The 11,872-nt window shown below is 69.7% G+C and carries 12 protein-coding genes; 10 read left to right on the top strand and 2 right to left on the bottom strand.

What is annotated here, in order from left to right; genetic code table 11:
* The first annotated feature begins 5 nt into the window (after positions 1 to 5).
* The 4 genes from AABA78_RS35715 (at position 6) to AABA78_RS35700 (ending at position 3,445) form a co-directional block, all read left to right on the top strand.
* A complete protein-coding gene (locus tag AABA78_RS35715) occupies positions 6 to 782 on the top strand; it encodes an alpha/beta fold hydrolase (RefSeq protein ID WP_338269946.1) in 777 nt (258 codons plus the stop codon).
* On the top strand, positions 782 to 1,621 hold the full coding sequence (locus AABA78_RS35710) for an alpha/beta fold hydrolase (RefSeq protein WP_338269944.1): 840 nt from the start codon (positions 782 to 784) through the stop codon (positions 1,619 to 1,621). The genes AABA78_RS35715 and AABA78_RS35710 overlap by 1 nt, the downstream gene beginning before the upstream one ends.
* Positions 1,622 to 1,743: 122 nt before the next feature.
* The gene (locus AABA78_RS35705; RefSeq protein ID WP_338269943.1) at positions 1,744 to 2,205 is read left to right on the top strand and encodes a hypothetical protein; all 462 of its coding nucleotides are present in this window, start codon (positions 1,744 to 1,746) and stop codon (positions 2,203 to 2,205) included.
* A 154-nt stretch (positions 2,206 to 2,359) separates the two neighbouring features.
* Positions 2,360 to 3,445: a helix-turn-helix transcriptional regulator gene (locus AABA78_RS35700; RefSeq protein WP_338269942.1), complete on the top strand. Its 1,086-nt coding sequence runs from the start codon at positions 2,360 to 2,362 to the stop codon at positions 3,443 to 3,445.
* An 18-nt stretch (positions 3,446 to 3,463) separates the two neighbouring features.
* Here AABA78_RS35700 and AABA78_RS35695 read toward each other — a convergent pair whose 3' ends face one another.
* Both AABA78_RS35695 and AABA78_RS35690 read right to left on the bottom strand, forming a co-directional pair.
* Positions 3,464 to 4,153, bottom strand: coding sequence for an iron-containing redox enzyme family protein (locus AABA78_RS35695; protein ID WP_338269941.1), 690 nt, complete (start codon positions 4,151 to 4,153; stop codon positions 3,464 to 3,466).
* Positions 4,154 to 4,235: 82 nt separating this feature from the next.
* Entirely contained in the window at positions 4,236 to 5,030 is a 795-nt protein-coding gene (locus AABA78_RS35690) for a GNAT family N-acyltransferase (RefSeq protein WP_338269940.1), read from the bottom strand.
* Between the two features lie 405 nt (positions 5,031 to 5,435).
* On the opposite strand from AABA78_RS35690, the gene AABA78_RS35685 reads away from it, so the two are divergent.
* The 6 genes from AABA78_RS35685 to AABA78_RS35660 are packed head-to-tail and all read left to right on the top strand — an operon-like array spanning position 5,436 to position 11,870.
* Positions 5,436 to 5,990, top strand: coding sequence for an RNA polymerase sigma factor (locus tag AABA78_RS35685; protein ID WP_338269939.1), 555 nt, complete (start codon positions 5,436 to 5,438; stop codon positions 5,988 to 5,990).
* On the top strand, positions 5,977 to 6,342 hold the full coding sequence (locus tag AABA78_RS35680; protein WP_171418029.1) for a hypothetical protein: 366 nt from the start codon (positions 5,977 to 5,979) through the stop codon (positions 6,340 to 6,342). The genes AABA78_RS35685 and AABA78_RS35680 overlap by 14 nt, the downstream gene beginning before the upstream one ends.
* A complete protein-coding gene (locus AABA78_RS35675) occupies positions 6,339 to 7,070 on the top strand; it encodes an ImmA/IrrE family metallo-endopeptidase (protein WP_338269938.1) in 732 nt (243 codons plus the stop codon). Before AABA78_RS35680 ends, AABA78_RS35675 begins: the two co-directional genes overlap by 4 nt.
* Before the next feature lie 2 nt (positions 7,071 to 7,072).
* Positions 7,073 to 8,254 (top strand): hypothetical protein, encoded by a 1,182-nt coding sequence (locus tag AABA78_RS35670; protein ID WP_338269937.1) that lies wholly within the window; start codon positions 7,073 to 7,075, stop codon positions 8,252 to 8,254.
* A 23-nt stretch (positions 8,255 to 8,277) separates the two neighbouring features.
* Positions 8,278 to 10,455 (top strand): ATP-binding protein, encoded by a 2,178-nt coding sequence (locus AABA78_RS35665; protein WP_338269936.1) that lies wholly within the window; start codon positions 8,278 to 8,280, stop codon positions 10,453 to 10,455.
* A 53-nt stretch (positions 10,456 to 10,508) separates the two neighbouring features.
* The gene (locus tag AABA78_RS35660) at positions 10,509 to 11,870 is read left to right on the top strand and encodes a hypothetical protein (protein ID WP_338269935.1); all 1,362 of its coding nucleotides are present in this window, start codon (positions 10,509 to 10,511) and stop codon (positions 11,868 to 11,870) included.
* Positions 11,871 to 11,872: the final 2 nt, after the last annotated feature.

Genomic DNA, 11,872 nt, shown 5'->3' with positions numbered 1-11,872 from the left:
AGACCGTGACGCCTTGCTTCTTCGGCACCTCCGAACGACAGCTCTTCGGCATGCACCACCCCGCGCAGGGCGCCGAGCGCGCCACCGGGGTGGTGCTCTGCCATCCCGCCGCCCAGGAGTACATGTTGACGCACTGGGCCTTCCGGAAGCTGGCCGGGATGCTCGCGCGCGAAGGCTTCCACGTCTTCCGCTTCGACTACTACGGCACGGGGGACTCGGCCGGTGAGGTCCACGAGGGCCGCGTGGCCACGTGGGTCCAGGACATCCGCCACGCCGCCAATGAATTGCAGGACGTGACGGGCGTGCAGCGCGTGGCGCTCGTGGGCCTGCGCCTGGGCGCGGCGCTCGCGGTGCGCGCCGCCCTGGAGGGGCTGTCCACCGCCGCGCTGGTGCTCTGGGAGCCGCTGGTGCGGGGCGAGGCCTGGCTCCAGGAGCTGGAGCTGCTCCAGGCGCGCCGGGCCACCCGCACGCTCTTTCCCCAGCCCGAGAGCCCGCTGGAGGTGCGCGAGGAGCTGCTGGGCTTCGCGTTCCCGCGCGCCCTGCGCGACGACATCCTCGCGCTGGACCTGGCCGCGCTGCCCGCGTGGCCCGCGACGCGCACGCACCTGGTGGCCGGCGCCCCCCGCCCCGAGTACCAGCGCCTCCAGGAGCGCCTGGAGGCGACGGGGCTGCCCTTCCAGCACCACCTGGTGCCCGAGGAGGGCGCGGGAGGCCAGGAGTCCGCGCTCCTGTCCAACCGCATCCTGCAGACCATCACCACGCTCCTGAAGGAGGCCGCGTGATGCGCGAGCGCATCTGTACCTTCGGCCCCGAGCAGAGCCTCGTGGGCATCCTCACGGAGCCCGACCCGGCGAAGGTCCTGCCGGAGGCGCCCACGGTGGTGCTGTCCAACGTGGGGCTCAACCACCACGTGGGCCCGTACCGGCTGTGGGTGGAGCTGGCCCGGCAGCTGGCGGGGCGCGGCGTCACCACGCTGCGCTTCGACTTGTCCGGCCTGGGCGACAGCCGCCCGCGCCGCGAGGGCGGCTCCGACGAGTTCCAGCGCGCCCGAGAGGAGACGCGCGCGGCGCTCGACTACCTGGAGCAGAAGAAGGGCCAGAAGCGCTTCGCGCTCATCGGCCTGTGCTCCGGCGTGGACAGCGCGCACGCGGTGACGGTGGCCGACGAGCGCGTGGTGGCCGCGGCCTTCATCGACGGGTACACGTACCGCACGCTGGGCTACCACCTGCGCTTCCACCTGCGCTACCTGAGCCCCCGCCGGTGGACCCGCTTCCTGCGCAAGCGCAAGCTGCCCGCCCGGCTGCGCGAGGCCGGCGAGGCCGACGAGGTCTATACGCGCGAGTACCCCGAGCGCTCCCAGCTGACGCAGGACTACCAGCACCTGCTGGAGCGCGGCGTCAGCCTGTGCTTCGTGTTCTCCGGGGGCATGGGGCTGTCCTTCAACCACGAGCGCCAGTTCTACGAGATGCTCTCGCCGCTGAAGCTGGAGGGCCGCGTCACCTACGCCTTCTACCCGCGCGCGGATCACCTCTTCTCCGTGCCGGAGGACCGCGCGGAGCTCCTGCGCAAGCTCACCGCCTGGGCCGTGGGCACGGTGCCCCCGCGCGCGCTGACGGGCTGAAGGCCGCCTGTCCGCCCTGCGAGCGGGGATGCGGCTGGGGGCCGGGTATGCGTCAAGCGCTTGTTTCCCACCCAACGGTCGCCACCTTCGAAGCACACACGTTCTTCGAAGGAGAGCCACCCATGAAGCTCCCCCTGATGGCAGCACTGGCAGCACTCGCCTTCTCCGGCCAGGCGTTCGCGCAGAGCCACACCGACCATGAGACTCCGCCCGCGCAGGAGCCGTCCACGGACGCGCCCCAGGACAGCGCGGAGCGCTGGGACAAGGCCACGGGCGGCTCGGGCGCCGCGGGCACCTCGGACTCCGAGGACCTCAAGCCGGCGGACGAGGCCGACGACAACGCGGTGGCCCCGAGCAGCGTGGATGAAGGCGTCGGCGGCTCCGGCTCCACCGAGCAGGGGAGCAACAGCACGAGCGACCACTCGGCCGCCGCGGAGCCGGGCGCCCCGAACTCGGGGACCCCGGGCAACAAGGGGGCGAAGATGGAAGTGACGCCGCCGGCCTGGGACCAGAACAAGCAGATGGGCAGCTCCGCCAGCCCCACCACGGGCACGCCGCCGGTGGAAGGCAGCGCGGGCAACTAGCGCCGCCCCGGCATCGACAGACATCGCAATCAATGCCACGGGTGGATGGGCTTCGTGTGAGCGAAGCCCATCCCTACCCATTGCGGGGTACAGACCCCCAGGCCTCACCACCGGTATGTCCTTGCACGGACCGGATGGAAGGAGGCCCCGTCGAATGGATCTCACCGCGCGCGAACAGGCGCTCCTGCTCGAGCTGACCCAGGTGCTCTCCAGCTCCCTGGACTTGACCGAGGTCCTGGGCCGGGCCCAGGGGACCCTCGCGCGGCTCCTGCCCTGCGACTACGCGGCGCTGTGCGTCTCCAGGCCGGAGCGGCCCGGGGACTACGAATGGATGGGATTGGGGGCGCCGGGCATCCTCTTCGCCCACTACCCGGAGCTGGCGGCGGTGGAGCTCGGGCGCGAGCCGGGGGTGAAGCAGCCCGACGCGCCGCCGTCCGACGCGAACCGGCTGTCGCACAAGGAATTGAAGCGCAGCCTCCTGTACCTGCGCTGCCGGGAGCTGGGGCTGCCGCTGGAGCACGTGATGGCGGTGCTGCTGGACCTGCGGCAGGACTGGCATGGAGGCTTCACGCTGTACCGGGAGCACACCCTGCCCTTCTCCGAGCGGGAGCAGGCCCTCCTCGATGACCTGACGCCCTACCTGACGAACACGGTGCGCAACTGCCTGCTGTTCGGGAACGAGGCGACGCGGGGCGACCTGCTGGACGCCCTCTTCCGCCACCAGGGCGCCGAGTGCGTCGTGATGGATCCCCCCGAGCACGAGAAGCTGCGGACGCCAGGAGCGACGGAGCTCCTGCGGCGCTGGTACCCGGAGGAGCTGAAGGCGAACGACGCGCGGCTGCCCCAGGAGCTGCGAGAGCACCTGACCCGCCTCCGGGCGCCAGGGACGAAGCGGGTCCCGGGCGTGGACACGTGGACGCGCTCCGGGGGGAAGCACGACCTGAAGGTGACGTTCGTGGAGCTGCCGGAGCAGCGCGGCAGCCATCCCTGGGTGCTGGTGTTGCAGGAGTGCTCGCGAGCCATCCCGATGCCGGAGGCGTGGCGCCTGAAGCTCTCCCGGCGCGAGGTGGAGGTGGTCCAGGGGGTCCTCAGCAACTGGACGAACGAGACCATCGCCGAGGACCTGGGCCTGACGCTCAACACGGTGAAGACGCACCTGCGCAACATCTTCCCCAAGCTGGGCATCGAGAGCCGCACGGACCTCCTCTACCAGGCCGCCTGGAGGCAGAAGCCGGGGTGAGGAGGTCCGGAGTCGCGCTCAGGGCGCCCGGAAGAACTTCGGGAACAGGGCGCGCGTGGTGCGGGCGGAGAGCAGCAGCGCGGCCTGCTCCTCCGGGGACGTGAGCGTGCGCAGCACCGACTCCAGCTCCGCCACGTGGTCGCCGTCCGCGGCGCCGTGGCCGCGCAGGAAGAGGACGGCCTTGTGGATGTTGGGGATGCCGCTGTCCGCGATGAGCCGGTCCTTGGCGTCCGTGGCCCGGTTCACGGAGAGGTACTCCAGCACGTAGGCCGTGCCCAGGAAGGCGGTGGGCACACCCGACAGCGTGGTGAAGCGGTTCCACTCCACGTAGGCGCGCACCGCGGAGCAGACCGGCGCGCGCTCCACCCGCTCCTTCGTCCAGCCCAGCGCCGCCAGGTCCTGGAGCAACCACTTCTCGTGGCCGTTCTCCTCGCGCGACTTCTGGAGCAACAGGTCCGCGAGCGCGGTGTGCTGGCCCTCGCGCTTCATGCGCTCGCCGGACTCGGTGAGGAACTCCGTGCTCCAGCGCACGTACTGATACGTCTGGATGAGGTAGTAGGCGTAGTCATCCTGGCGGATGCGCCCCTCGAAGAGGCGCTGGGCGCCCGGCGTTGCGTCCAGCTCGCGCACGAGCATCCGCGCCTCGTGCCGCAGGGAATCCAGCCAGTCCGTCTTCGCCGTCTGCTCATGCCTGGGCTGCTTGCACATACACGTCTCCTGACAGGGGCCCGTGGAGGCCCGTTGGGTGTTGCGTTGAGGTGAAGGGGGGAAGGAGCGCGCCGGCCTTGCGTCAGGCGGCGTCGGCGTCCAGCGCGGCGAAGAGGTCCAGCGTCCGCTGGGGAATCGCATCCAGCGCGGCGACGAGCGGCACGGTGAAGCGGTTGAAGGCGGGGTCGAAGTGCGGCGGGCCGATGAAGCGCGCGCCCATCTTGTCCGCGAACAGCGACACGATGCGCGGCATGCGCAGCGACTCCAACTGGCCCTGGCGGGCCCGGGCGCGCTGCTCCGGCGTGAGGCGGGGCGCCAGGGGCTGCGTGGGCGGCGGAGGAAACTCCCGGGTCCGCACGCGGAACTCGCCGCTCACCCAGCCCCGGCGCGCCGCGGCCTGGTAGTAGAGGTCCGCCTCCTCCTGCGAGTCCGTCTCCATGTTGGCCGCGGCGATCCAGTGGGTGACGCCGCGACGGCGGCTCTCGCGGTACAGGCCCGCCTGGAGGCGCAGCGCCGTCGAGTGGGGGCTGCGCTGGGTGGCGCAGTAGCGCGTGGTCTCCGCGAACACGTGGCCCGGCGCGAGGAGCTCCGACAGGTCGAGCTTCTTCTCGATGTCCAGCCCCACGAGCGTGTCCGCGAACGCGGCCACCTCCGCGTTGGGCATCAGCAGCCGGGCGGTCGCCACCGGCTCCGCGTCTGAATAAACGACGACATGGGCGGTGGTGCGGAGCGTGTCGAAGCAGTCCGCCTCGCGCGGCGCACGCGGGCGCTTGGGCCCCAGCATCCGCATCTCCTCGCCAAAGACCTGGTAACGGACGCGGAGCGCGTCATCCAGTTCACGCTGTGCTGTCGCGACACGGCAACTCCATGAAGACATGACGGGTCTCGCTTGGTGCTCGCCGGACTGTGTGTCCGGCCCCGACCTTTCATTCGTCGCTGGTCGCCCGAGTGCGCGCACGGGGTGTCTTTTTCCGATGAGCCCTGCCAACCACACGCAGAGCCGCCCGCGTTGCATTGAAACAGGTGTCTTTTCCGATCCAGGGGGATCGCGAAGGACCCATTGTCCTCAAAGGCAGTACCACTTCAGAGGTAGAGACACCGATCCTCCTTGCCGCCAACCTCCCGGCTCGGACGGAGACGCTCCGCCGTCGAACTCTACAGGGCTGTAGCGAAAGTCCAGACGGACCGTAGCCAACCCGAAAGCGGGCGTGCGCATGTCAATGAGGTGCGGGGGATGAGTTACCCATCAAGGGAAGAGGAGTGGGCGCTTCACGATCAGGTCTTGAAGCGGATGCCTGTCGCGAACGCGAAGGTCTTCGAGCTCTTCGTGCCGTTCATGTTGAAGACCCTCACCGCGGAGATGAAGTGCGAAGCCGAGGAGGCCCGTACGTGCGCCCTGGAGGCGGTGATCGAGTACCTGGGCCGGCCTGACGGCTACGACCGGGACCAGTCCCTGCTGCGTAGCTACCTGATGCTGGTGGCCAGGCGGAACGTGTTGGATTCACGGCGTTCCCACCAGCGCCGGGTCCTGCGCGAACAAAAATTCGCGGACGTAATCGAACTCCAGGCGAGGCCTCCGAATGAAGAGATGGAGGCAGCCGTGGAAACCGCCCTGGCCCTGAAGAGACTCGAACGCCGCAACCTGACGCAGCAGGACCAGGGAGTCCTCCGGCTCATCCTCCAGGGAGAAAGCTCCACCCTGGAGCTGGCCCGCCCCCTGGGCAAGGCAGGGCTGCCCGAGCCCGAACGCAAGCGGGTGGTGAAGCAGAACCGCGACCGCCTCCTCAAGCAGCTGAGGCGGCTCGGAAAGGAGGAGGACACCCATGACGAATCCTGACTGGCTGGAAGCAGCGGCCGAGCGTGGTGCGCGGGAACCCGACATGCTGGGCTCCGTGTTCGCGTGGTACCGGGACCTGGAGGACCTGTCGGTCCAGGCCTTCGCCCAGAAGCTGGGCTGCACGGTGGAGACGCTCCACTGGGTGTCCCTGTGCCGGAGGCCCGAAGGCGCGGCGTTCTCCGAGCACGTGAACCAGATCGCCGAGCACTTCGGCATCGACGGGTTCGAGCTCTCCAGGGTCCTGCGCGACATGGAGGCCACCGCCGCGCTCATCGCGACGGAGAACAGCCCGCTGGCGCCGGAAGCGCGCGCCGTGCTCCTGGCCGCACGCGACCGCGAGAAGAAGTCATGAGGGAACGCTGGCTGCGGGACGCCCTCCAGGTGGCCAGTCTTCCCGAACCCGGGACCTTCCCTCGCCCCATCGTCGCGGACGCGCAGAAGGTCCTGCAGGTCAGCTTCGTGGCCCTGGATGAAGTCACCGTGCACACCGTCCGTGCCTACCTCTCCCGACGCGGATGGAAGTCCATGCCGGAAGGCGACGACCGGGACATGCATGGGTGCATCGTGGCCCTGCGCGGCACCGCCTTCCTCTTCTACTCGCGCAAGGACCCGCTCGAGGAGCAGCGCTTCACGGCTGCGCACGAGCTGGCGCACTTCGTCCTCGACCACCTGGTTCCACGCCAGAAGGCGCTGCGTTTCTTTGGCGACAACATCCTTCCGGTCCTCGACCTCCAGGAGAAGCCCACGCCGGAGCAACTGCTGACCTCCGCGCTGGACGGCGTTCCCATGAAGCCCCAGGTCCACCTGATGGAACGGGACGACCTGGGCGACATCGGCACCGGGGACGTCTTGCGCGTGGAACAACGCGCGGACCGCCTTGCCTTTGAATGGCTTGCGCCCGAAGCCGTCGCGACGCAGGTCCTGAAACAAGGCCCGCGCGAGGAACGGGCCGCCCGGCTTCAACGCGCGTTCGGCCTTCCCTTGAGGAAGGCTGAAACCTACGCGCGGGTGCTGGCTCAACGGGAGGGAGCGCCGCGCTTCGTCCTGTCCTCGGTGCTGGGTGAAAGGAACCCGGGTTAGCCATGGCGGATCCCCTGGATGACAGCGAACTCGCGGGGGACGGAGACTATCTCTCGTCCTTCGGTGAGACCCTGGCCGACACGCTCAACCTGGAGCGGTGGGCCCACGGGCTGGACCTGGAAGACATCATGCGGGTCTTCCGGGAGCAGATTGGCGGCGCCATGCGCAAGGAGGACGTGCTCCGCGCCACCGTGCGCCAGCAGCTGCTGCCCCTCTTGAAGACCGGCCCTCACGCGCCCAGTGGCGCGGGCGTCTACCAGGCCACGGAGGCGCAGCTGCGAGCGGTCCACGACGGCTACCTGTTCCGGGGCAACGTCGAGGCGGTCAACGGGCGCGCGGTGTCACACGACACGCTGGCGCTGGGCATCACGCAGTTGGGCATCGCCGCGGTCGGTTATGGCGGCTCTTCGGGAACGTTCTCCCAGCGGCTCTTCCGCAAGGAAGTCACGTTCCAGATGGACGATCCCTTCAAGCAGGCCCGCGAGTACGTCGAGCGGCGGGAGCTTCGCTCGCGCAAGGCGCCGCGAAACAAGGACAGCCTGTCGAAGCTGGCCACCCGGGGGATCCGCACCTACGCGGAGCGGGCCATCCTGGCCGAGCGGCTCCAGGCGGAATGGCGCATCGGGTTGGGGAACCCGCTGGCGTACGAGCTTGTCACCGGCTCCGGCTACCGGGGGCTCCTGGACGCTTCGCTCGAGATGCTCGCGAACCTCGTCGACCGGCAGCAGAAGTTCGTCTTCGTCACGGACAAGCTCGAGCACCGGGGGTTCCTCACGCTGGGGCATTCGCTCGACACGGGCGAGTACGCCATCCTCGAGACGCTGGAGTCCTACGGACAGGAGATCCTCGAAGGGTGGCGCTATGACGAAGAGGGCTTCGCGAAGGCGAGCCGCTTCGTCCATAGGTACTGCCCGCAGGTCGTGATGGGCCTGTACCGCGCGTCGAACAACTCCCCTCCCCGCCTGTTCTACGCGCACCAGGAGCATGTCCACTTCGCGGTGCGCGTCGCCATGGCGGACAGCATCCTGCGGCCGGAGCAGGGCTTCCCCATGCTCCTGGATGTCGCCGCGATGACCTGCCACAGCGTCTTTGGCGAGGACGGCTTCCATGGCCTGGTCCAGGACGCCTACGCCCAGGCCGATCCCAGCCTCCAGTACCTGAACGTCCGCAAGATGCGCCGCTAGTCCCACCGAGGGGGAACACATCCATGTCTGACAATGGCCGAGGCCCTGGCAACCCGGGGCCGTATCCGCCGCACAATGGCAACACCCTCCGCATTGGGCAGGCGCCGCATCCGCTGAACGGCAACCTCCGCCCGGCCAGCAATGCCATCCGGCCCCCGGGCCCCGCCGGTGCACGCCCCGCGCCCGCGACCGCCGTGCCTCCCCAGGCGCACCCCGTGCAGACGCCGCCCGCGGCGCCTCCGCCGGGGAACCGGCCTCCTCCCCCCAGGAGGAACAACATCGTCCAGGAGACGCCGCCGGAGGTCATCCACGCACTGGCCGCCGCGCAGAAGGAGGCCCAGGAGGCGGTGAAGGCCGACCCCGAGCTGGCATTCGCCGTGGGCTTCACCCACTTCGACACCTCCTCCAGCCACGACAACCTCATCACCGTGCTGTCGACGAAGGAGGACCTGCCCCGGCTGGCCTCCCAGACGCTGGTGCGCGTGAAGTCCCGGGAGGATGGGCGTTCCTACCTGGGGGTGGTCGTAAGCGGGCCCTTCGCGGAGCCCAACGCCGTGCCCGCGAACTCGTCCATGGCCATTGGCGTGGTCACCCATGGCAAAAAGCTGACGTACACGTTCGACTATCACGGCCGCGCCGAGGTGGAGCTGCTGGGCGAGGAGGTCCGGGGAACGTTGCACCCGCCGCGCTTCCGGCCCCGCCCGCAGAGCCCCGTCTTCATCCTGGATGAGAAGGAGAGCGCGCGCGTGCTGGGCGTGGGCGGGGACCTGAGCCTGGGCATGGTGGTGGGCTACGAGGGGATGGAGGCCCGCCTCAACCCGCGTGACAAGTCCGTCCTGCCCCGGCACACAGGCATCATCGGAACGACGGGCGGCGGCAAGTCCACCACCGTCGCCACGCTCATCCACCGCGCGCAGCTCGCGAACATCGCCACCATCGTGTTCGACGTGGAGGGTGAGTACACCCATATCCATCAACCCACGAACCATGAGGCGATGCTGGAGGCGCTCCGGCGACGGGGGTACAAGGCGGAAGGCGTGAAGGATCTGCACATCCATCACCTGGACGGGCGCAAGACGCGCAACCCCCGGCACCGTGCGCTGCACCGCTTCTCCCTGAACTTCTCCAGCCTGTCGCCCTACGCCCTCGCGGAGATCCTGGAGCTGTCCGAAGCGCAGCACGAGCGGTTCATCAAGGCCTACGACGTCACCAAGCTGCTGCTCCAGGACTTCAAGATCTTCCCGACCGACTCCAGGGACGCGGAGCAACAGCGGCAGGTGATGGACGTGGACGAGCTGACCACCGGCTATCCGCACATGACCATCCAGCACGTGCTGGACGTGGTGAGCGCCTACATCTACAGCCTCAGCGACGAAGGCAGGTCGGAGGGCCGCAGCACGGGCAGCAGAGCGGGTTCACGCAGGCGCGCCGCGACGCAGGGGGACCTGGGGCTCGGCGAGGAGCCCGAAGAGACACCGGCCGCGGCGCCTTCCGGGCCGCAGTTCTACAGCGAGTTCAGGAGCAATCCGGGCATGGTGATGCAGCGGGTGTACGCCGCGAGCAGCCGCACGGAGATCAGCTGGAAGGCCCTGGCCAGCAAGCTCTACCGGCTGAAGCGGCTCAACATCTTCGACCGGGGCACGTCCTCGGGCGTGAAGTACGACGCAATGCTCAGCCCCGGCCGGGTGTCCGTCATCGACCTGTCGGACACGGACTCGCCGCAGCTGAACAACCTGGTCATCGCGGACATCCTGCGCGGCATCCAGGAGCGGCAGGAGGAGGCCTACGAGAAGGCCGACCGCGAGGGCGGCGAGGTGACGCCGGTGCTCATCATCATCGAGGAGGCCCACGAGTTCCTGTCCGCCAGCCGCATCTCGCAGATGCCCGTCCTGTTCGAGCAGGTCTCGCGCATCGCGAAGCGGGGCCGCAAGCGGTGGCTGGGCCTCGTCTTCGTCACGCAACTGCCGCAGCACCTGCCCAACGAGGTGCTGGCCCTGCTCAACAACTTCATCATCCATAAAATCACCGACGGCGCGGTCATCAGCCGGATGCAGAAATCGGTGGGCAGCATCGACGAGAGCTTGTGGAACCGCGTCTCCCGGCTCGCGCCAGGGCAGGCGCTGGTGTCCTTCAGCAGCTTCACCCGGCCGTTGATGGTGGCGGTGGACCCGGCGCCCGTGATGCGGCTGCTCGTCGATTAGTCACCCGAAGGCCAGGAACGCCGGGAGGCAGGAGCGATATAGAGCGAGCCGCCATGCTCGTCTCCGCGCTCCTCGCCTCCGTCATCGTCGCCCAGGCTCCCGCGTCCCCGGCCTCTCTTGCCGCGGAGACGCTGGGCCTGGGCCCAGTGCTCGATTCCGTCGTCCACCAGGGCGTGACCTACGCCGCCCTCGGGCGGGGCGGCATCGCCGTGCTCAGGCTCGACGGCGCGGCGCCCCAGCTCGTGCGGCGCATCGAAGAGGGCCGGCGCTTCGTGCGGCTCGTCGTCGTGGGCCAGTCCCTCCTCGCCATCGAGCAGCGCGAGGAGGCCCATGCGTTCTCCCTCGCCACGCCGGAGCAGCCCCGGCCGGACTCGCTGGCCTCCGCGCTGGGCGCGACGCGTGAACTCACCGTCGTCACCCAGACGCCGCCGCCCACCCAGGCCCCGGCGGCCCCCGCCTCCACCCGGGTCACCGTCACCGCCGTGAACGATGGCGACGTGATGCTCTCCGGGGGCCACGCGGCGGGCCTGGGGGAAGACACCCGCGTCCGCATCCGCACGCAGGACTCCCGCGAGGTGGTGCTGCGGGTCGTCGAATCGCGCGAGGACACCGCCGTCGCCCGCCTGGGCCGCGGGGAGAACGTGCGCGTGGGGGACACCGCCGTCGTCACGGACGCCCCCGTCACCGCGCGCCTCTTCTTCCCCGAACCGGGCGTGCCGCGCCTGCGCTACGGCTTCCATGCGCGGCCCTTCCTCGCGCTGGATGCGAAGACGCGGCTGGGCAACTCCGCGCGCGCGGGCGGCCTGCTGCTGGATGCGTTCATCGCGTGGCGCCCGGGCGACCTGCCCCTGGTGCTGAGCGCGCAGTTCGACCCCGTGGGCTTCGGCCTGGGCACGGGCCTGCGCCACACGCCGGGCTCCGCGTACGTCGCGGTGGCCTACTCCACCGCCTTCCTGGAGGTCGGTCTCGGCGCGGGCGCGCTGTTCGGTCAGAAGGAGTGCGGCACGCAGTTCGAGTACGACCCCATCACCTACGAGCCCATCAACGGCCGGACCGTGTGCGACTCCAACGCGGGGCCGTCCTTCCAGCAGGTGCTGCGGCTGGGGGCGCTCGACGGGTTCCACATCGCCTGGAACTCGGCCATCCTCTCGCGCGACAACCAGTTCCGCTTCGGCTCCGGACGCGGCGAGGTCCAGGTGCCCCTCACGCCCAGCCTCTCCCTCTTCGGCGCGGGCGGGGGCTCCGCCAGCGGATGGGGCTTCGGCGAGCTGGGCGTGCGCAGCTTCCTCAAGGGCACCGGCGGCTCCGGTACCACGGTGCTCTCCGCCAGCCTGGGCATCGTGTCGCTCTCCGACGGCACCGGCGAGGCCCTCACTGGCCCCTCCATCGCCATCGGCATCGAGCGCCGGCCCTGAAG

The organism is Corallococcus caeni (assembly GCF_036245865.1).
Classification (GTDB): domain Bacteria; phylum Myxococcota; class Myxococcia; order Myxococcales; family Myxococcaceae; genus Corallococcus; species Corallococcus caeni.
This window is presented reverse-complemented; position numbering and strand designations above follow the sequence as displayed.

Coding starts and splice junctions, on each gene's coding strand:
- AABA78_RS35710 (WP_338269944.1), top strand. CDS start 782: ATGCGCGAGCGCATCTGTACCTTCGGCCCCGAGCAGAGCCTCGTGGGC.
- AABA78_RS35705 (WP_338269943.1), top strand. CDS start 1,744: ATGAAGCTCCCCCTGATGGCAGCACTGGCAGCACTCGCCTTCTCCGGC.
- AABA78_RS35700 (WP_338269942.1), top strand. CDS start 2,360: ATGGATCTCACCGCGCGCGAACAGGCGCTCCTGCTCGAGCTGACCCAG.
- AABA78_RS35695 (WP_338269941.1), bottom strand. CDS start 4,153: ATGTGCAAGCAGCCCAGGCATGAGCAGACGGCGAAGACGGACTGGCTG.
- AABA78_RS35690 (WP_338269940.1), bottom strand. CDS start 5,030: ATGTCTTCATGGAGTTGCCGTGTCGCGACAGCACAGCGTGAACTGGAT.
- AABA78_RS35680 (WP_171418029.1), top strand. CDS start 5,977: ATGACGAATCCTGACTGGCTGGAAGCAGCGGCCGAGCGTGGTGCGCGG.
- AABA78_RS35675 (WP_338269938.1), top strand. CDS start 6,339: ATGAGGGAACGCTGGCTGCGGGACGCCCTCCAGGTGGCCAGTCTTCCC.
- AABA78_RS35670 (WP_338269937.1), top strand. CDS start 7,073: ATGGCGGATCCCCTGGATGACAGCGAACTCGCGGGGGACGGAGACTAT.
- AABA78_RS35665 (WP_338269936.1), top strand. CDS start 8,278: ATGTCTGACAATGGCCGAGGCCCTGGCAACCCGGGGCCGTATCCGCCG.
- AABA78_RS35660 (WP_338269935.1), top strand. CDS start 10,509: ATGCTCGTCTCCGCGCTCCTCGCCTCCGTCATCGTCGCCCAGGCTCCC.